At 60.1% G+C, this 19,197-nt stretch carries 14 protein-coding genes; 6 read left to right on the top strand and 8 right to left on the bottom strand.

Annotated elements, in window-relative coordinates:
• Nucleotides 1–174: 174 nt before the first annotated feature.
• Complete coding sequence (locus tag ACM6HV_RS19110) at nt 175–1,224, bottom strand: FAD:protein FMN transferase (protein ID WP_414905013.1); 1,050 nt, start codon at nt 1,222–1,224, stop codon at nt 175–177.
• Nucleotides 1,225–1,296: 72 nt separating this feature from the next.
• On the opposite strand from ACM6HV_RS19110, the gene ACM6HV_RS19105 reads away from it, so the two are divergent.
• Nucleotides 1,297–2,598 carry an MFS transporter gene (locus tag ACM6HV_RS19105; RefSeq protein WP_096797170.1) on the top strand — a complete coding sequence of 434 codons (1,302 nt, stop codon included), beginning with the start codon at nt 1,297–1,299 and terminating at the stop codon, nt 2,596–2,598.
• A 181-nt stretch (nt 2,599–2,779) separates the two neighbouring features.
• Here ACM6HV_RS19105 and ACM6HV_RS19100 read toward each other — a convergent pair whose 3' ends face one another.
• On the bottom strand, nt 2,780–4,243 hold the full coding sequence (locus ACM6HV_RS19100; RefSeq protein ID WP_003226583.1) for a glyceraldehyde-3-phosphate dehydrogenase: 1,464 nt from the start codon (nt 4,241–4,243) through the stop codon (nt 2,780–2,782).
• Nucleotides 4,244–4,597: 354 nt separating this feature from the next.
• Here ACM6HV_RS19100 and mfd point away from each other — a divergent pair, with 354 nt between their 5' ends.
• The 3 genes from mfd to ACM6HV_RS19085 are packed head-to-tail and all read left to right on the top strand — an operon-like array spanning nt 4,598 to nt 11,326.
• Complete coding sequence (gene mfd / locus ACM6HV_RS19095; RefSeq protein WP_414905012.1) at nt 4,598–8,047, top strand: transcription-repair coupling factor; 3,450 nt, start codon at nt 4,598–4,600, stop codon at nt 8,045–8,047.
• A 10-nt stretch (nt 8,048–8,057) separates the two neighbouring features.
• Nucleotides 8,058–8,624 (top strand): CsiV family protein, encoded by a 567-nt coding sequence (locus ACM6HV_RS19090; RefSeq protein WP_041068980.1) that lies wholly within the window; start codon nt 8,058–8,060, stop codon nt 8,622–8,624.
• An 11-nt stretch (nt 8,625–8,635) separates the two neighbouring features.
• Nucleotides 8,636–11,326 (top strand): SNF2-related protein, encoded by a 2,691-nt coding sequence (locus ACM6HV_RS19085; protein ID WP_414905011.1) that lies wholly within the window; start codon nt 8,636–8,638, stop codon nt 11,324–11,326.
• 140 nt (nt 11,327–11,466) lie between these two features.
• Here ACM6HV_RS19085 and ACM6HV_RS19080 read toward each other — a convergent pair whose 3' ends face one another.
• The 3 genes from ACM6HV_RS19080 to ACM6HV_RS19070 form a co-directional block, all read right to left on the bottom strand.
• Nucleotides 11,467–12,204: an S-methyl-5'-thioinosine phosphorylase gene (locus ACM6HV_RS19080; RefSeq protein ID WP_414905010.1), complete on the bottom strand. Its 738-nt coding sequence runs from the start codon at nt 12,202–12,204 to the stop codon at nt 11,467–11,469.
• Between the two features lie 12 nt (nt 12,205–12,216).
• Entirely contained in the window at nt 12,217–13,227 is a 1,011-nt protein-coding gene (gene nagZ / locus ACM6HV_RS19075; protein WP_414905009.1) for a beta-N-acetylhexosaminidase, read from the bottom strand.
• A 158-nt stretch (nt 13,228–13,385) separates the two neighbouring features.
• Nucleotides 13,386–14,093 (bottom strand): TetR/AcrR family transcriptional regulator, encoded by a 708-nt coding sequence (locus tag ACM6HV_RS19070; protein WP_047295276.1) that lies wholly within the window; start codon nt 14,091–14,093, stop codon nt 13,386–13,388.
• 229 nt (nt 14,094–14,322) lie between these two features.
• Here ACM6HV_RS19070 and lexA point away from each other — a divergent pair, with 229 nt between their 5' ends.
• Nucleotides 14,323–14,931: a transcriptional repressor LexA gene (gene lexA, locus ACM6HV_RS19065; RefSeq protein WP_003226590.1), complete on the top strand. Its 609-nt coding sequence runs from the start codon at nt 14,323–14,325 to the stop codon at nt 14,929–14,931.
• Nucleotides 14,932–14,941: 10 nt separating this feature from the next.
• A complete protein-coding gene (gene sulA / locus ACM6HV_RS19060; protein WP_041068994.1) occupies nt 14,942–15,415 on the top strand; it encodes an SOS-induced cell division inhibitor SulA in 474 nt (157 codons plus the stop codon).
• Nucleotides 15,416–15,509: 94 nt separating this feature from the next.
• Here sulA and ACM6HV_RS19055 read toward each other — a convergent pair whose 3' ends face one another.
• The 3 genes from ACM6HV_RS19055 to topA all read right to left on the bottom strand — a co-directional run bounded on the left by ACM6HV_RS19055 (nt 15,510) and on the right by topA (nt 19,147).
• Nucleotides 15,510–15,743, bottom strand: a complete 234-nt coding sequence (locus tag ACM6HV_RS19055) for a hypothetical protein (protein WP_003226592.1) — start codon at nt 15,741–15,743, stop codon at nt 15,510–15,512.
• Nucleotides 15,744–15,849: 106 nt separating this feature from the next.
• Nucleotides 15,850–16,374 carry a DUF6586 family protein gene (locus ACM6HV_RS19050; RefSeq protein WP_041068998.1) on the bottom strand — a complete coding sequence of 175 codons (525 nt, stop codon included), beginning with the start codon at nt 16,372–16,374 and terminating at the stop codon, nt 15,850–15,852.
• 142 nt (nt 16,375–16,516) lie between these two features.
• Nucleotides 16,517–19,147 carry a type I DNA topoisomerase gene (gene topA, locus ACM6HV_RS19045; protein ID WP_041069001.1) on the bottom strand — a complete coding sequence of 877 codons (2,631 nt, stop codon included), beginning with the start codon at nt 19,145–19,147 and terminating at the stop codon, nt 16,517–16,519.
• Between the last annotated feature and the right edge of the window lie 50 nt (nt 19,148–19,197).

Genomic DNA, 19,197 nt, shown 5'->3' with positions numbered 1-19,197 from the left:
GGTGCCAGCAGCACCGGCGGCTAAATCACGCCGAATCGCGGCGCGAAGGAACAATTGGGGGCCAGTAAAGAACCCGGACACAGTCTATAGAAGCGTCAACGCCGCGCACATTAACCCTTGGTCGCGTCGTAGGCTACTTTTGCCTGCACTACAACGCCAGCTTTCGTACTGTTTTCAGTCAACTTTTGCGCGACTCAGGCGCTCGAAAGCCGCACTGGTGCGAATAACAAAGCCTGTATCGGCACGAATCACGAAGAATGCACCAATGTCGTGTTTTTCGGCATAGTCCCAAGCCCTTTCAGGCCCGAGAATCAGCAACAGCGTCGATAGTCCATCGGCCATCAACGCTGAAGGATGAATCACCGTGACTGACGCCAGGCTGTGCAGGACCGGCGCCCCGCTCCGCGCATCGAAGGTGTGGGAATAGCGCCGGCCATCCTGCAGGAAATAGTTGCGGTAATCCCCGGAGGAGGACACGCCATAGCCATCGACCTGAATGATTCGTTCGGCCACCTGCTGGTCATCACGCGGCTCCTCCAGCGCAATGCGCCAGGACGAGCCGTCGAGCTTTCTGCCTTTGGCCTTGAGTTCACCGGTGGCTTCGGCGAGATAGTCATCGATGCCCATCGATTCGAGACGGGCGGCGATGGAGTCGACGGCGTATCCGGCGGCGATGCTGTTGAAGTCGACCTCGACAGCGGCGTCCTTGCACAAGCGGTCGCCGTCGATACGCAAATGGCGGTAGCCGACTCGCTGCAGGGTTTCGGCCAGCACGGCGGGGTCGGGGACTTTCTCTTCACGCCCTTGCGGGCCGAACCCCCACAGGTTCATCAGCGGTTCGACAGTCAGGTCGTAGGCACCTTCGCTTTGCTCTGACAGTTGTTCGCCAACGCGGACCAATTCAAGCACAGCGGCAGGCAGGGTCTGACAGCTGTTCGCCGGCAAAGCATTGAAGCGCTCGATGTCGGAATCACTGCGGTAGGTCGACATCTGTCGATCCACGTCAGCGAGGATACCTTCCACTTCCCGGCGAACTTGCGCCGGCTCGGCAATACCCGCGTGTCGCACGTACTTGATCGAATACGTGCTGCCCATGGTCGGGCCACCAAAACTCTCCAGGGAATCACCGTTGCCACAGGCCACGAGGACAACCACCACACTCACAAGCCAAACCCACCGTCCAGTGAACAATTCTTCATCTCCCCATAAAAGCGCGCCAGCCATTATGGATCAAAGGCCCGCACGCTCCCCAACGGATGCAACGCGTCATAAGAAACCAATAATGAGTAACTGAAAATGTCCTCGACCACGGGCAAAGGCAAAGCGATTTTTCGCGTTGTCAGCGGCAATTTTCTCGAGATGTTCGACTTTATGGTCTATGGCTTCTACGCCACGGCCATCGCCAAAACCTTCTTCCCGGCCGACAGCGCCTTCGCTTCCTTGATGCTGTCCCTGGCCACCTTCGGTGCCGGTTTCCTGATGCGTCCGCTGGGCGCGATCTTCCTTGGTGCCTACATTGACCGTCACGGTCGTCGCCAGGGCCTGATCATTACCCTTGCGTTGATGGCCGCCGGTACGATCCTGATCGCCTGCGTGCCGGGCTATGCCACTCTGGGTGTCGCAGCGCCGTTGATCGTGCTGTTCGGTCGTTTGCTGCAAGGCTTCTCGGCCGGCGTCGAGCTGGGCGGTGTTTCGGTGTATCTGGCGGAAATCGCCACGCCGGGCCGCAAAGGCTTTTTCGTCAGTTGGCAGTCCGCCAGCCAGCAGGCGGCGGTGGTGTTTGCCGGCCTGCTCGGAGTGGGTCTCAACCACTGGCTGAGCCCGGAACAGATGGGTGACTGGGGCTGGCGCGTGCCGTTCCTGATCGGCTGCATGATCGTTCCGGTGATCTTCGTCATTCGTCGTTCGCTGGAGGAAACCCCGGAATTCCAGGCGCGTAAACATCGCCCTACCCTGCGGGAAATCGTCCGCTCAATCGGTCAGAACTTTGGCATCGTCATCGCCGGCATGGCGCTGGTGGTGATGACCACGGTTTCGTTCTACCTGATCACCGCCTACACCCCGACCTTCGGCAAGGCTGAACTGCATCTGTCGGATTTCGACGCGCTGCTGGTGACCGTGTGCATCGGTCTGTCGAACTTCTTCTGGCTGCCGGTGATGGGCGCGGTGTCCGACAAGATCGGGCGCAAACCCCTACTGCTGGCGGCGACCATTCTGGCGATCCTGACCGCCTATCCGGCGCTGTCGTGGCTGGTGGCGAACCCGAGTTTCAGTCATCTGCTGATCGTCGAACTGTGGCTGTCGTTCCTGTACGGTTCGTACAACGGCGCGATGGTCGTGGCTCTGACCGAAATCATGCCGGTGGAAGTGCGCACCACCGGATTCTCGCTGGCCTATAGCCTGGCGACGGCGACCTTTGGTGGCTTCACGCCGGCAGCCTGTACTTACCTTATCCACGTGCTGGACAACAAGGCTGCGCCGGGGATCTGGCTCAGCGGTGCGGCGGTGCTGGGACTGATTGCGACGCTGGTGCTGTTCCGTGGCAATAAGCATGAGCTGCGGACTGCGCAAGCGGCCGTGGCAGGCGGCGCCCGATAAAACGCCTTCGGGAGCAAGCCCCCTCCCACAAGGTCCGGTGGTGCCAACATGATTGTGTGAACACCGCCAAACCTGTGGGAGGGGGCTTGCTCCCGAAGAGGCCGGTACAGGCAATAAAGATTCAGCAGGCATAAAAAAACGCCCCGACCTAAGTCGGGGCGTTTTCATTTGCAGCGAAGGCTTAGCGCGGGAACGCTGGCGGGTTTACACCGGCCATGTCTTCCATCACGCGAACCACCTGACAGCTGTAGCCGAACTCGTTGTCATACCAGACGTACAGCACAACGCGGTTGTCCTGAACGATGGTCGCTTCAGCGTCGACCACACCGGCGTGACGCGAACCCACGAAGTCAGTGGACACCACTTCCTGCGAGTTGACGAAGTCGATTTGCTTGTGCAGATCGGAGTGCAGCGCCATGTAGCGCAGGTACTCGTTCATCTCTTCACGGCTGGCGGCTTTCTCAAGGTTCAGGTTGAGAATGGCCATCGACACGTTTGGCGTCGGAACGCGGATCGCGTTACCGGTCAGCTTGCCGGCCAGCTCAGGCAGAGCCTTGGCAGCAGCGGTGGCAGCACCGGTCTCGGTGATGACCATGTTCAGCGCGGCGGAACGGCCACGGCGATCGCCCTTGTGGAAGTTGTCGATCAGGTTCTGGTCGTTGGTGTACGAGTGAACGGTTTCGACGTGACCGTTGATGATGCCGAACTTGTCATTCACAGCCTTCAGCACCGGCACGATGGCGTTGGTGGTGCAGGAAGCGGCGGACACGATCTTGTCGTCAGCGGTGATTTCGTTGTGGTTGATACCGTGAACGATGTTCTTCAGCTTGCCTTTGCCAGGCGCGGTCAGAACAACGCGAGCCACACCCGGGCATTGCAGGTGCTGACCCAAGCCATCGGCGTCGCGCCATACACCGGTGTTGTCCACCAGCAGCGCGTCTTTGATGCCGTACTGGGTGTAATCCACCTCGGTCGGGTTCTTCGCGTAGATCACCTGGATCAGGTTACCGTTGGCGGTGATGGTGTTGTTTTCTTCGTCGATGACGATGGTGCCGTTGAACGGACCATGTACCGAATCGCGACGCAGCAGGCTGGCGCGCTTGGTCAGGTCGTTTTCGGCGCCCTTGCGCACGACGATGGCACGCAGACGCAGACCGTCGCCACCACCGGTTTTCTCGATCAGGATGCGCGCCAGCAGACGGCCGATACGACCGAAGCCGTACAGCACAACGTCAGTGCCTTTACGGGCCGAAGCGTTTTGCTGACCAACCACGTCAGCCAGTTCTTCACGCACGAACTGCTCGGCGCTGCGGCCATTGCCTTCGCTGCGGAATTTGAACGCCAACTTGCCCAGGTCTACCGAAGCCGCACCGAGCTTGAGCTCGCTCATGGCTTTCAGCAGAGGGAATGTTTCGTGGACGGAGAGTTCGCTATCGTCGGAGGAACGGTGGCGAGCAAAGCGGTGAGCTTTGAGAATCGCGATGACAGACTGGTTGATCAGGCTGCGGCCATAGATCGAGCTCACCACGTTGTTATTGCGGTAGAGCTGACCGATAAGCGGAATCATCGCTTCTGCGAGTGCTTCACGGTCGATCCATTCACCAAGACACTGGTCGGGCTTCTGAGTCACGGGAACCTTCCACATGTAGGGGCAGAAAAAAGGGGCTACATTATGCCGCCGAGAACCTCTTGTAGCAATGCGCGCTTGTCGCGCAATCGGTAACAAAATTCCGTTCAAAAAAATTACGCCCCGCGCCAGCCCAGTAAAACCGGGGCTTCCAGCGCAGTCAATTTTTCGACGACTGTTAGACGATGTCTGTAACCCTCCGTAACACCAGTCGATTTCGGCACTACATAACCACTAAAAAAGTGCTCGTTTTTATGGTTACCACTACATTTTGCGCAAAGCGCGAAGATAGACGCAGTCTGCAACTGACAGCCGGCACCTGACGCCGCTACAATTACCGACTTTGTCGCAAAGCCTGGAGCTCAACCTTCCGTGCCCGTTCTGCGTCTACCGCTTCTCCCTGCCGCGGCAGGTAAACAGCATTGGGGCAACCTGCCCGGTGCTGCCCTCAGCCTCGCGATTGCCGAGGCTGCCAGCGCTGCCAAGCGCTTCACCCTGCTACTGACCGCCGACAGCCAGAGTGCCGAACGGCTGGAACAGGAGCTGAGTTTCTTCGCCCCGGATTTGCCCGTACTGCATTTCCCCGACTGGGAAACCCTGCCGTACGATCTGTTCTCGCCGCACCAGGACATCATCTCCCAGCGTATCGCCAGCCTTTATAGACTGCCGGAACTGGCGCACGGCGTGCTGGTGGTGCCGATCACCACCGCCCTGCACCGCCTGGCGCCGACCAAGTTCCTGCTCGGCAGCAGCCTGGTGCTGGATGTCGGGCAGAAGCTCGATGTCGAACAGATGCGCTCGCGGCTTGAGGCCAGCGGCTATCGCTACGTCGATACGGTCTACGAGCACGGCGAGTTCACCGTGCGCGGCGCGCTGATCGACCTGTTCCCGATGGGCAGCAAACTGCCCTATCGCATCGACCTGTTCGACGACGAAATCGAAACCCTGCGCACCTTCGATCCGGAAAACCAGCGCTCCATCGACAAGGTCGATTCGGTCAAGCTGCTGCCGGCCCGAGAGTTCCCGCTGCAGAAAGATGCGGTCACCCGCTTCAAGGCGCGCTTTCGCGAGCGTTTCGATGTCGACTTCCGGCGCTGCCCGATCTTCCAGGACTTGAGCAGCGGCATCACCCCGGCCGGTATCGAGTACTACCTGCCGCTGTTCTTCGACGAAACCTCGACACTGTTCGATTACCTGCCGCAGGACACTCAAGTGTTCTCGCTGCCGGGTATCGAACAAGCGGCAGAAAACTTCTGGAACGACGTGCGCAATCGCTACGAAGAGCGCCGCGTCGATCCATCGCGCCCTCTATTGCCGCCCGCCGAACTGTTCCTGCCGGTGGAAGACTGCTTCGCCCGTCTCAAGAGCTGGCCACGGGTCGTCGCCAGTCAGCAGGACGTCGAATCCGGTGCCGGTCGCGAGCGCTTCCCGGCGCAAGCGCTACCGAACCTGGCGATCGAAGCCAAGGCCACGCAACCACTGGCGGCGCTCTCGACATTCCTCGACGAATTCCCCGGACGCGTGCTGTTCACCGCCGAATCCGCGGGCCGGCGTGAAGTCCTGCTGGAGTTGCTGGAACGTCTGAAGCTGCGGCCGAAAACCGTCGACAGCTGGCCGGACTTCGTTGCGAGCAAGGATCGCCTGGCGATCACCATTGCCCCGCTCGACGAGGGCTTGATGCTCGATGACCCGGCGCTGGCGCTGGTGGCCGAGAGTCCGCTGTTCGGTCAGCGGGTGATGCAGCGTCGTCGCCGGGAAAAACGTGCCGACGCCAACAACGATGCCGTGATCAAGAACCTCACCGAGCTGCGCGAAGGCGCGCCGGTGGTGCACATCGATCACGGGGTCGGGCGTTATCTGGGCCTGACGATTCTGGAAATCGACAACCAAGCTGCAGAATTCCTCACTCTGGAATATGCGGAGAGCGCGAAGCTCTATGTGCCGGTGGCCAACCTGCATCTGATTGCGCGTTACACCGGCAGCGATGACTCACTGGCGCCGCTGCACCGCCTCGGCTCCGAGACCTGGCAGAAAGCCAAGCGCAAAGCCGCCGAACAGGTGCGCGATGTCGCTGCTGAATTGCTCGACATCTATGCCCGTCGCGCCGCGCGCGAAGGCTATGCATTTGCCGATCCGAAAGCCGATTACGCGACGTTCAGCGCCGGCTTCCCGTTCGAAGAAACCCCGGATCAGCAAGCGACCATCGAAGCCGTGCGCGAAGACATGCTCGCGCCGAAGCCGATGGATCGCCTGGTCTGCGGCGACGTCGGTTTCGGCAAGACCGAAGTGGCGATGCGCGCAGCGTTCATCGCCGTACACGGCGGGCGTCAGGTGGCGATTCTGGTGCCGACCACCCTGCTTGCCCAGCAACACTACAACAGCTTCCGCGACCGCTTCGCCGACTGGCCGGTGACCGTGGAAGTGATGAGTCGCTTCAAATCGGCCAAGGAAGTCAACGCGGCGATTGCCGATCTGGCGGAAGGCAAGATCGACATCGTCATCGGTACGCACAAGCTGCTGTCCGACGATGTGAAGATCAAAAACCTCGGACTGGTGATCATCGACGAAGAACACCGTTTCGGTGTCCGGCAGAAAGAACAGCTCAAGGCCCTGCGCAGCGAAGTCGACATTCTCACGCTGACCGCCACGCCGATTCCGCGCACGCTGAACATGGCGGTGTCGGGCATGCGCGACCTGTCGATCATCGCCACGCCGCCAGCGCGACGCCTGTCGGTGCGCACCTTCGTCATGGAGCAGAACAAGAGCACGGTCAAAGAGGCCCTGCTGCGTGAACTGCTGCGCGGCGGGCAGGTTTACTACTTGCACAACGACGTGAAGACCATCGAGAAGTGCGCTGCCGATCTCGCCGAACTGGTGCCGGAAGCGCGGATCGGCATCGGCCATGGGCAGATGCGCGAACGCGAACTCGAACAGGTGATGAGCGACTTCTACCACAAGCGTTTCAACGTGCTGATCGCCTCGACCATCATCGAGACCGGCATCGACGTGCCGAGCGCCAACACCATCATCATCGAGCGCGCCGACAAGTTCGGCCTGGCGCAATTGCACCAGTTGCGCGGACGTGTGGGTCGCAGTCACCACCAGGCTTACGCCTACCTGCTGACGCCGCCGCGCCAGCAAATCACTTCGGATGCGGAAAAGCGTCTGGAAGCGATTGCCAATACTCAGGATCTGGGCGCCGGCTTCGTGCTGGCGACCAACGACCTGGAAATCCGTGGCGCCGGCGAATTGCTCGGCGACGGCCAGAGCGGGCAGATTCAGGCCGTGGGCTTTACGCTCTACATGGAAATGCTCGAGCGCGCAGTGAAGTCGATCCGCAAGGGCGAGCAACCGAACCTTGATCAACCGCTCGGCGGTGGCCCGGAGGTCAACCTGCGGGTGCCGGCGCTGATTCCGGAAGACTATCTGCCGGATGTGCATGCCCGCCTGATTCTGTACAAGCGCATCGCTTCGGCCACCGACGAGGAAGGCCTGAAGGATCTGCAAGTGGAGATGATCGACCGCTTCGGTCTGCTGCCGGAGCCGACCAAGAATCTGGTGCGCATCACCGCGCTGAAGTTGCAGGCCGAACAACTGGGCATCAAGAAAGTCGACGGTGGCCCGCAGGGTGGCCGCATCGAGTTCGCCGCGCAGACGCCGGTCGACCCGATGACCTTGATCAAACTGATCCAGACTCAGCCAAAACGCTACAAATTCGAAGGCGCCACAATGTTCAAGTTCCAGGTGCCGATGGAACGCCCGGAAGAGCGCTTTAATACTGTAGAGGCGCTGTTCGAGCGCCTCCTCCCGAAAACTGTTTGAAGGACGCCGCATGCGCCTGTTTCGCTCACTGACTTTACTACTCAGCTTCGTAGCACCGATGGCGTTTGCCGATGACACCTACATGGTCGAAATGATTCTGGTGCGGCAGAACGCCGTACCGGCGATTGTCAGCCGCGCTGCCCCGGAAGACTGGGCGGCCGGCGCTCAACGCCTCGACGATGCCAGCCAGCGCACACCGGCCTTGAATGAGGTGGCCAACAAACTCAGCGCCAGCGGCGAGTACAGCGTGCTGCTGCACAAGGCCTGGCAGCAAACCCTCGGCGAAGCGCCGACCAAGGTGGCCGTCAGCGACGGTAAGGAACAGTTCGGCCAGTTCCCGATCGAAGGCACTTTAGAAATGAAACTCGGGCGCTTCACCGACGTGAACGCCGACTTCTGGGTCAACCAGATCGACGCCAACGGCATGGTCACTGCCAGCGAACGTCTGAAGCAGGACAGCCACACTAAAAACGGCCAGCTCAACTATCTCGACAACGGCCACCTGGCGCTGCTGATCAAGATCACTTCCCTGACGGCGCCCGCCCCTCGGCAAGCTCCTGAAGCGATTCCGGACTGATCGAAGTCCTTATGTCCCCGCCCCTGAGCAAACCGTTGGCACCCTCCTGGGTCAGCCGATTCAAGGAACAGAGCCTGGAGCGTGGCCGCCGCTACGCCCTGGAGAATCGGGTACGCATCGCGCAGGTTGGCGATGCGACCATCACCGCCAGTTGCGAAGGCTCTGGCGGTAACGTCTACCGTCAGACCATTCACTTGCGCGAGTCAGCCAAAGGCACCCTGCTGCTGGTTGACGCCAGCTGTACGTGCCCGGTGCGCAGCAACTGCAAGCATTGCGCAGCAGTGCTGCTGCAAGTGCAGGAAACCCTCGAATACCCGGCCGCCGCGAAAGACGCCGAACTGCTGGAAAAACTCCAGGCCGTATTGGAGAACCGCAGCCCCAAGGCGCCGCCGCAAGTGCTGGTGGATAACGTGCAACCGCTGCCGCGCCTGTGGCTGGCGAGCGTCGAGTTCAGCGCATTCGAGCCACGCAACGGCAAGATGCAGCGCTACATCCAGCATCGCGCGGCGCTGTCGTTCAGCTATCTGGACGAATACGTCAGCGGGCAGAAAAACAGCGACATCCTGATCCGCCAGGAAACCCAGACGCTGCGGGTAAAACGCCATCCGGAAGTGGAACAGTCCTACCGCGAGCAGTTAAGAATCCTCGGCTTTCGCATCGCCACCCGCCAAAGCAAGGCCCTGCCGGAAAGCGCCGGCGAGCTGTACGAGATGGTCAACGACAGCGCGTGGCTGACCTTCACCCTCAATGAACTGCCGAAGCTGCGTACCCAAGGCTGGGAATTGCAGATCGACGAGGAATTCGGTTTCGACCTGACCGCCGTCGACGACTGGTACGCCACCGTCGAACAGGCGCCGGAGCGCGACTGGTTCGATCTGGAGCTGGGGATTATCGTCAATGGCGAACGCCTGAGCCTGCTGCCGATCCTGCTCAACCTGATGCGCTCGCACACCGAAATCCTCAACCCGGAACGCCTGGCACGGCGACGCGATGACGAGCTGATTCTGGTCAATATTCCGCAACGCAACAGTGAGCACGGGCCACTGCAGGTGGCCCTGCCCCTTGGCCGACTGAAACCGGTACTGGCGACACTGGGCGAGTTTTACTTGCAGGAGCCAGGCGAAACCACCCTGCGCCTGAGCAAAGCCGACGCCACACGGCTCAACTCACTGGAAGGCCTTCCGCTGCTGTGGGAAGGCGGCGAACAGATCCGCAGCTTTGCCCAACGCCTGCGCGACATCCGTGATTACACGGCCAAGGCACCGAAGGGTTTGAACGCGACGTTGCGCCCTTATCAGCTCGAAGGCCTGAGCTGGATGCAGTCTCTGCGTCAGCTTGAGGTCGGCGGGATTCTTGCGGACGACATGGGCCTGGGTAAAACCCTACAGACCCTGGCGCATATTCTCAGCGAGAAAAACGCCGGGCGCCTGGATCGGCCGTGCATGGTGGTGATGCCCACCAGCCTGATCCCGAACTGGCTCGACGAAGCCGCGCACTTCACGCCGCAACTGAAAGTGGTTGCGCTGTATGGCGCCAGTCGCAAAAAGCATTTCGAACATCTGGCCGACTTCGACCTGATCCTGACGACTTACGCGCTACTGCCCAAGGACGTCGAACGCCTCGCCCAACAACCCCTGCATGTGCTGGTGCTGGACGAAGCCCAGTACATCAAAAATCCCAACAGCAAAGCCGCGCAGGCCGCTCGCGAACTCAATGCACGCCAACGGCTGTGCCTGAGCGGCACACCGCTGGAAAACCACCTCGGTGAGTTGTGGTCGCTGTTTCATTTCCTGCTGCCGGGCTGGCTGGGCGATGTCAAAAGCTTCAATGCCGATTACCGCGTACCGATCGAAAAACGCGCCAGCGAAGTCAGATTGCAGCACCTCAATGGGCGGATAAAACCGTTTCTGCTGCGCCGCACCAAGGAACAGGTGGCCACCGAACTGCCGCCGAAAACCGAGATCATCCACTGGGTCGAGCTCAATGAAGCGCAGCGCGACGTGTACGAAACCATGCGCCTGGCGATGGACAAGAAAGTCCGCGACGAGATCACCCGCAAGGGCGTGGCGCGCAGCCAGATCATCATTCTTGAAGCCCTGCTCAAGCTGCGTCAGGTTTGCTGCGACTTGCGCCTGGTCAACGACGCCACCCTGCCCGCTCGCGGCAGCAGTTCTGGCAAGCTCGACAGTCTGATGGAAATGCTCGAGGAGTTGTTTGAGGAAGGTCGGCGAATTCTGCTGTTCTCGCAGTTCACGTCGATGCTGTCACTGATCGAAGACGAACTGAAAAAACGCAACGTGGCCTATGCCCTGCTGACGGGACAGACCCGCGATCGGCGCACGCCGGTGAAGGAATTCCAGAGCGGTAAGCGTCAGATCTTTCTGATCAGCCTGAAGGCCGGTGGCGTTGGTTTGAACCTGACCGAAGCGGACACGGTGATTCATTACGACCCGTGGTGGAACCCGGCAACGGAGAATCAGGCGACTGACCGCGCGTACCGGATCGGCCAGGAAAAGCCGGTGTTCGTTTACAAGATGATTGCCCGGGGCACGGTGGAAGAGAAGATTCAGCACCTGCAGAAGGAAAAGTCCGACCTGGCAGCTGGCGTGCTGGATGGGCGCAAGGCCGGAGACTGGAAACTACAGAGCGATGACATCGAAGCGCTGTTTGCGCCGTTGCCGGATAAGCTCGACAAGCGTTGAGACCCTCCCTGCCAATGAGAGAGCTGTCGCTGGCAAGCCAGCTCCCACAAGGTTATGAATCGAACACAAAACTGTGATTCAACTCGATTCCTGTGGGAGCTGGCTTGCCAGCGATTGGGCCAAATCGGTCTCGGTCAGACTCAGCCCTTGAGCACCCGCGCCAACGCCGATTTCACTTTGCCCATCCCGTCATGCAGCGCCTGCTCGATCTCGGCCATGGTGATCACTTCGGTGGTCTTGCCCGCCGCCGGATTCACCACCAGCGCCAGGCAGGCGTAATCCAGCTCCAGTTCACGGGCCAGCGCGGCTTCCGGCATGCCGGTCATGCCGACGATGTCGCAGCCATCGCGCTCCAGTCGCACGATCTCCGCCACGGTTTCCAGACGCGGGCCCTGAGTGCAGGCATACACACCCTGATCACTGTATTCGCAACCTTCGGCAGCCACCGCCGCAATCAATTGCTGACGCAGCAGCTCGCTGTAAGGAAAGCTGAAATCGATGTGGGTGACGTGCTCCAGATCGTCGGCGAAAAACGTGTGTTCGCGACCGCTGGTGTAGTCAACGATCTGATGCGGCACACAGAAGTGGCCGGTGCCCATGGCCGGGTGAATCCCGCCCACCGCGTTGACCGCGATGATCGCCTCCGCGCCAGCCTGCTTCAGCGCCCACAGGTTGGCGCGGTAGTTGACCTTGTGTGGCGGAAAGCGATGCGGATGGCCGTGACGGGCGAGGAACAGCACTTCCTTGCCAGCGTATTCGCCAATCTGCACGTCGGCTGATGGCGCGCCATAGGGCGTGTCTACCGCCAGCGATTGGCGAATGGTCAAGCCTTCGAGCTGAGTCAGGCCGGTGCCACCGATGATTGCGTAAACCGTCATAGCAAAAAATCCTTAATCGATCAGTTGAGCGTCTTTGAGCGCACCGATTGCAGTGAGCCAGCGCGGATCCTGGCGGTAGTCGGTACTGGCGAACGCCTGCCCGCGCATCCGCGCAATGCGCCCGGACGGCTTCACCTTCATCCGTTGCGCAGCACTCAGCGCCAGTTCGGCCGCAGCACGGTCGTTGCACACCAGGCCCATGTCGCAACCGGCGCTGAGCGCAGCTTCAATACGACTGGCGGCGTCGCCGACCACATGGGCGCCGGCCATCGACAGGTCGTCACTGAAGATCACGCCGTCGAACTGCAACTCGCCGCGCAAAATGTCCTGCAACCAGCGGCGGGAGAACCCGGCCGGCTGCGAGTCGACTTGCGGATAAATGACGTGCGCCGGCATGACCGCCGCGAGCTGCTTGCTCAACCTGGCGAACGGTACGAGGTCATTGGCGCGGATGTCGTCGAGGCTGCGCTCGTCGTTCGGGATCGCGACGTGGGAGTCGGCTTCGGCCCAGCCATGACCGGGGAAATGCTTGCCGGTAGCGGCCATGCCGGCGCTGTTCATGCCGCGAGTAAACGCTCCAGCGAGCAATGCGGCGCGCTCAGGATCACTCTCGAACGAACGGGTACCGACCACGGCGCTGCGCTGGTAATCCAGGTCCAGTACCGGGGCGAAACTCAGATCGAGGCCGACCGCCAGCACTTCAGTGGCCATGATCCAGCCGCATTGCTCGGCGAGGTACTCGGCATTCGGGTTGTCGGCAATGGCGCGCATCGCCGGCAGCCGCACGAAGCCCTGACGCAGGCGCTGGACGCGACCGCCCTCCTGGTCCACCGCCAGCAGCAGGTCCGGGCGAATTGCCCGAATGGCTGCGCTGAGCTCGCGCACCTGGCGCGGATGCTCAATGTTGCGGGCAAAAATGATCAGGCCGCCCACTTCGGGCTGGCGCAACAATTGGCGATCTTCGGCCGTCAGCCAGGTACCGGCGACGTCCACCATCAACGAGCCTTGCAGGCCAGCAGTCATAGAAATTCCTTGAAAACGAAAAACCCGATCCGCAGGAAATCGCTACCGTGAGCAACGCTCGGCAGGTCGGCAATTTCTTTGGATTTCGGGTTCAGAACGAGAGTCGGCATGGGCGGCTAGCTTAGCGGATGTAAACTGCCGCGCCCACCCGTGTGCGGTTAAACCTTGGCAGCCACCGGAGTCGACTTGCTGCGCGGGCGCAATTGCGCTGTTGCCATTGCCGGATCGGTAACACCGGTTTCGGCACGCATGCCAGCGGCGAGGAACGGCACCATCAGGCGCATCACCTGTTCGATCGACGTGTTGACGCCGAAATCGGTCTCGGCAATCGCGCGCAAGGCCTTGATCCCGGACATGCTGAACGCCGCAGCGCCGAGCATGAAGTGCACGCGCCAGAACAGCTCGATTGGCGGAATGCGCGGAGCCGCTTCGTTGACCAGCAGCATGTAGCGGCGGAACACCTTGCCGTACATGTCTTCCAGATAACGACGCAGGTGGCCCTGGCTCTGGCTGAACGCCAAACCGAGCAAACGCATGAAAATCGACAGGTCGTTTCCGCTGCGTGGCTGGACCACCAGCGCCTGTTCAACGAGGATCTCCAGCAGCTCTTCAAGCGTCGGCTTGTTTTCCGGCTTGGCCTGACGCCGTTCCAACTCTTTATCAAGACTGACGCAGAACGGTCCGAGGAAACGCGAGAAAACCGCCTGAATCAGCGCTTTCTTGGAGCCGAAATGATAGTTCACCGCCGCCAGGTTTACCCCGGCCTTGCTGGTGATCAAACGCAATGAGGTTTCGGCGAAACCTTTCTCCGCGAACAACTGCTCGGCAGCATCAAGAATGCGTTCAACGGTTTCCGACTGGGCCATGGCTACTCCGCCTGACAAACACTTGTTTGAAACATACGTTTCAGCCTGTGCCTTGTCAAGCCTGCCAGTTCGTTTTGGGAATGGTCGGTCAGCTATTTAACCACACTCGTCCGCTCCTTTAATAAGCACGGCAGCCGACCGTCCGGCGGGCTGCAAAAAAACGGGCATTGCCAAGACCGCTTCACTGTATATAATCCCAGTCACTGTATAAAAAGACAGAGCGATCAATATGCTAAAGCTGACGCCACGCCAAGCCGAGATTCTGGCCTTTATCAAACGCTGCCTCGAAGACAACGGCTACCCGCCAACCCGCGCGGAAATCGCTCAGGAGCTGGGTTTCAAGTCGCCAAACGCGGCTGAAGAGCACCTCAAGGCCCTGGCCCGCAAAGGCGCCATCGAGATGACGCCTGGTGCTTCTCGGGGCATCCGCATCCCTGGCTTCGAAGCCAAGGCCGATGACTCCACCCTGCCAATCATTGGCCGGGTCGCAGCCGGTGCTCCGATCCTCGCCCAGCAGCACATCGAAGAGTCCTGCAACATCAACCCGGCCTTCTTCCATCCCCGAGCCGACTACCTGCTGCGCGTACACGGCATGAGCATGAAGGACATCGGCATTTTCGACGGTGACCTGCTGGCGGTTCACACTACTCGCGAAGCACGCAATGGCCAGGTCGTGGTTGCACGGATCGGCGATGAAGTGACGGTCAAGCGCTTCAAGCGCGAAGGCAGCAAAGTCTGGCTGATTGCCGAAAACCCTGAGTTCGCCCCTATCGAAGTCGACCTGAAAGATCAGGAACTGGTGATCGAAGGCTTGAGTGTCGGCGTCATCCGCCGCTAAAGGAGGCTTTATGCAGTTCCCACACACACCTCAGCAAACACAACTGCCTTTATTCGAAGCGTTTCTGGCGCAACCGATGGCGCCAATCCTGAAAGATGTCGTCGAGCGCCCATGGATTGCCGAACCGGAAGTGTTCAGTGAGCTATCACTGCGCGGTGCGGCCGGGAACTGCCTGAACCTGCTTGCCCCGATCCTTCGCGAACTGAGCGAGGATCAGGACGCGCGCTGGCTGACGCTGATCGCCCCACCCGCCAGCCTGACCCAGACCTGGCTGCGAGAGGCCGGCCTGAACCGTGAACGCATTCTGCTGCTGCAACCACGTGGCGCGCAAAGCGCTCAGCAACTGGCGTGTGAAGCGCTGCGTCTGGGCCGCAGCCACACAGTGGTGACCTGGCTCAACCCACTGAACACAAGTTCCCGGCAACAGCTGATCGGCGCTGCCCGCACGGGCGACGCTCAGAGCCTGAACATTCGACTGGGTTGATTCACTGGTAACGCGCGCTGTGTGAAGCGCATGGCTTCTCCAGGGACAGAGAAGCCGATCTGATGCGATAGCGGCAATCGCCGACAGGCGGGGCTCAGTGAAGAACCCGCGGCCCTTCTTCCTTATCAAACTCGCCTTCGACCATACGACCGGCCATCTGTACGCCGACGCTTAACATCGCCTTGGCGATTTCCACGTGCTGGCCTTGCAGGAACGCTTTGGCATCCTCGGAGAAATCCAGCGTCACCAGAGAACCCTCGTCCTCAGCCCTGCGCAGTTCGATTCGGCCGTCTGGTAACTCGACAATTTCTAGAAAGGACGTTGGCATATAGGTCTGTTCTCCACGAAAGGCAGGGATTATATAGACATCATTCGGGCTTCGCTCGGGATCTTGACCAGCAGCATGTTTCAGATTGCCACCGTACCAATGCCCATCAGCATTCGTTCAGACCTTCGCGAAAGCGGATCGCCAGACCTTTGAGATTCTGCCGCCAGCTCTCCAGCTCTTCGCGACTCAACTCCTGCGGCGCCTCTTCCTCATCGAGATTAATGGCCTGAATCAATGGCTGCGTCACATCGCCCTTGGGCTTCTGTGGCACCCGTGGCGGCTGGAACAACGCCGAATGCGCCGCCAGCAGTTTCGCCAGCCAGGTTTCAGGGTTACCGGCCAGCTCCACCATCTCGGCCAACTCAGGGATTGCAATAGATTCCAGGACGTCACGAGTCAACAACACTTCTGCTCGCGACGCATTGGCCTGAGGCAGACGATAGAAACCGGCGATCTCATGGCAGAGCCCCAAAAGCGCGCCATAGAGGTGAAATAACGCTGATTCACGCCCAGCCTGGATCAGCGCCAGCGAATTCATCGCTCGTCCCTCTTCGGCGCGAGCCAGAGCTTCCAGCGACAGGCCGGCGAAATAGATTTTCTGATTGGTGCGGGTATAGAGTTCGTGCGCCATGCCGGCAGTCTCCACAGCGAAATAATTGCGTCACACAGACCCGACAGTGTCGTGGATCAACGGATCGGACCGCAAGCAAAACAAAAAGGCCGCATGACTACCCTGGGGGCATCATGCGGCCTTTTGTGTGTCGGACTAACGCTTACTCAGCCTTGGCTTTCGTGCGCTTGTCTTCAACAGTCCATTTACCACCATCGTAGTACGCCTTCCAGCCAGTAGGCTTGCCGTCTACTTCGGTCTGCACGTATTGCTCCTTGGTCTTGCGGCTGTAGCGGATGACCGCTGGCAGACCATCAGGATCCTTCTGCGGCGCTTCGCACAGGAAGTGGTACTTCGGATCGATCTCGTCCTTGTGCGGCAGAATCTCGATCACCAGTGGAGCACGGGTCTCGCGGTTTTTCGGGAACTGACTGGCTGCCAGGAACAGACCGGAAGCACCGTCGCGCAGGATGTAAGTGTCGTTGACCTTTTCGCATTTCAGCTCAGGCATCTTCACCGGATCCATCTTCGGCGGCGCCGCATCACCGCTCTTCAGCAGTTTGCGGGTGTTCTTGCAAGTTGGGTTGGTGCAACCGAAGAACTTGCCGAAACGGCCGGTCTTGAGCTGCATCTCGCTGCCGCACTTGTCGCACTCCAGGCTCGGACCTTCATAGCCCTTGATGCGATAGTTGCCCTCTTCGATTTCGTAGCCCGCGCAATCCGGATTGTTACCGCAGATGTGCAGTTTGCGTTTCTCATCAAGCAGGTAGGCGTCCATCGCCGTACTGCAGATCGGGCAGCGATGCTTGCCACGCAGAACCAACGACTCCGACTCGCCCTCGTCGTCCGCGGCAATCTCGTCGCCTGGCACCAGGTTGACGGTGGCCTTGCAGCGCTCCTTCGGCGGCAGGCTGTAACCCGAGCAGCCAAGGAACACACCGGTCGATGCGGTACGGATCTGCATCGGACGACCGCATGTGGTGCACGGAATATCGGTCATCACGGGCTGGTTGGCGCGCATGCCATTGTCCGGGTTCTCCGCCACTTCAAGCTTCTTCTTGAAGTCGCCGTAGAACTCGTCCAGCACGTTTTTCCAGTCACGCTCGCCCTGAGCTACATCATCGAGGTTCTCTTCCATGCCGGCAGTGAAGCCATAGTCCATGAGGTTCGAGAAACTCTCTGACAAACGCTCGGTGACGATGTCGCCCATCTTTTCTGAGTAGAAACGACGGTTGTGCAGGGTCACGTAGCCGCGATCCTGAATGGTCGAAATGATGGCTGCATAGGTCGAAGGACGACCGATACCGCGTTTTTCCATTTCTTTGACCAGGCTCGCTTCGGAGTAACGCGCTGGCGGCTTGGTGAAGTGCTGCGACGGATCAAGCTTGATCAGCTTCATCACATCGCCCTGCGCCATGTCGGGCAGAACGTCGTCATCGCCAGGCTTGGCGATCTGCGGCAGGACGCGGGTGTAACCGTCGAACTTCAGGATGCGGCCCTTGGCGCGCAGCTCAAAGTCGCCAGCAGCGACGCTGACAGTGGTCGACAGGTACTGCGCCGGCAGCATCTGGCAAGCAAGGAACTGGCGCCAGATCAGCTCGTAAAGGCGCTCAGCGTCACGCTCCATGCCCGCAAGCTTGCTTGGCGTAGTGTTGGCGTCGGAAGGACGAATCGCTTCGTGAGCCTCTTGTGCGCCTTCTTTGCTGCTGTAGACATTCGGCGTTTCCGGCAGGTACTTCTTGCCGAACTCGTCTTCGATGTAGGTGCGCGCCATCGCCACGGCATCGGCCGAGAGATTGGTCGAGTCGGTACGCATATAAGTGATGTAGCCGGCTTCATACAGACGCTGGGCCATCATCATGGTTTTCTTCACGCCGAAGCCCAGACGATTGCTCGCGGCTTGCTGCAGGGTGGACGTGATGAACGGCGCCGACGGCTTGCTGCTGGTCGGCTTGTCTTCGCGCTTGACGATGCTGTAGCTGGAGGACTTGAGCTTCTCCAGCGCGGCTGTGGCCTGGGCTTCGTTCAGCGGCTTGAAGGCTTCGCCCTTCTCGCGCGCCACTTCGAAACGTACAGTCGAACCCTTGGCGGTGCCGAGGTCGGCGTGCACTTCCCAGTATTCTTCCGGGTTGAAAGCACGGATTTCGCGCTCACGCTCGACCACCAGCTTCACGGCAACCGATTGCACGCGACCGGCCGACAGGCCACGGGCGATTTTAGCCCACAGCAGCGGCGAGACCATGTAACCCACAACGCGGTCGAGGAAACGACGCGCCTGCTGGGCGTTCACACGATCGATGTCCAGTTCGCCCGGCTCGGAGAACGCTTCCTGAATCGCTTTCTTGGTGATTTCGTTGAACACCACGCGCTTGTAGCGGCTGTCGTCACCACCGATGGCTTCGCGCAGGTGCCAGGCAATGGCTTCCCCCTCGCGATCCAAGTCGGTTGCGAGATAGATGGTGTCAGCATCCTTGGCGAGCCGGCGCAGCTCTTCGATGACCTTCTCTTTACCCGGAAGGATCTCGTACTGGGCTTTCCAGCCATGTTCCGGATCGACACCCATGCGCGAAACCAGTTGCTTGCGCGCCTTCTCTTTCGGCGTGAGCACCGGCCCTTCGCCCGCGGCGGCCTTGCCGCGCTTGGCGGCCGGCTCTTTGCTGGCGCTAGCCGAACCGCTGGTGGGCAGGTCTCGGATATGGCCGATACTCGACTTCACCACGTATTGGTTGCCCAGATACTTGTTGATGGTCTTGGCCTTAGCCGGGGATTCCACAATGACCAGCGATTTGCCCATGGATCAGAAAATTCCTGAATTCTAGAAGTGAAAGGCGGTTGGCGCCTGAC

Source organism: Pseudomonas sp. IT-P260 (assembly GCF_949768395.1).
GTDB lineage: Bacteria > Pseudomonadota > Gammaproteobacteria > Pseudomonadales > Pseudomonadaceae > Aquipseudomonas > Aquipseudomonas parakoreensis.
The sequence above is the reverse complement of the archived record's forward strand: the minus strand, read 5'-3'. Positions and strand labels throughout refer to the sequence as shown.

What these genes read in the sequence shown, in the direction of transcription:
- ACM6HV_RS19110 (WP_414905013.1), bottom strand. Translation starts at nt 1,224, where the DNA reads ATGGCTGGCGCGCTTTTATGGGGAGATGAAGAATTGTTCACTGGACGG.
- ACM6HV_RS19105 (WP_096797170.1), top strand. Translation starts at nt 1,297, where the DNA reads ATGTCCTCGACCACGGGCAAAGGCAAAGCGATTTTTCGCGTTGTCAGC.
- ACM6HV_RS19100 (WP_003226583.1), bottom strand. Translation starts at nt 4,243, where the DNA reads ATGTGGAAGGTTCCCGTGACTCAGAAGCCCGACCAGTGTCTTGGTGAA.
- ACM6HV_RS19090 (WP_041068980.1), top strand. Translation starts at nt 8,058, where the DNA reads ATGCGCCTGTTTCGCTCACTGACTTTACTACTCAGCTTCGTAGCACCG.
- ACM6HV_RS19085 (WP_414905011.1), top strand. Translation starts at nt 8,636, where the DNA reads ATGTCCCCGCCCCTGAGCAAACCGTTGGCACCCTCCTGGGTCAGCCGA.
- ACM6HV_RS19080 (WP_414905010.1), bottom strand. Translation starts at nt 12,204, where the DNA reads ATGACGGTTTACGCAATCATCGGTGGCACCGGCCTGACTCAGCTCGAA.
- nagZ (WP_414905009.1), bottom strand. Translation starts at nt 13,227, where the DNA reads ATGACTGCTGGCCTGCAAGGCTCGTTGATGGTGGACGTCGCCGGTACC.
- ACM6HV_RS19070 (WP_047295276.1), bottom strand. Translation starts at nt 14,093, where the DNA reads ATGGCCCAGTCGGAAACCGTTGAACGCATTCTTGATGCTGCCGAGCAG.
- lexA (WP_003226590.1), top strand. Translation starts at nt 14,323, where the DNA reads ATGCTAAAGCTGACGCCACGCCAAGCCGAGATTCTGGCCTTTATCAAA.
- sulA (WP_041068994.1), top strand. Translation starts at nt 14,942, where the DNA reads ATGCAGTTCCCACACACACCTCAGCAAACACAACTGCCTTTATTCGAA.
- ACM6HV_RS19055 (WP_003226592.1), bottom strand. Translation starts at nt 15,743, where the DNA reads ATGCCAACGTCCTTTCTAGAAATTGTCGAGTTACCAGACGGCCGAATC.
- ACM6HV_RS19050 (WP_041068998.1), bottom strand. Translation starts at nt 16,374, where the DNA reads ATGGCGCACGAACTCTATACCCGCACCAATCAGAAAATCTATTTCGCC.
- topA (WP_041069001.1), bottom strand. Translation starts at nt 19,147, where the DNA reads ATGGGCAAATCGCTGGTCATTGTGGAATCCCCGGCTAAGGCCAAGACC.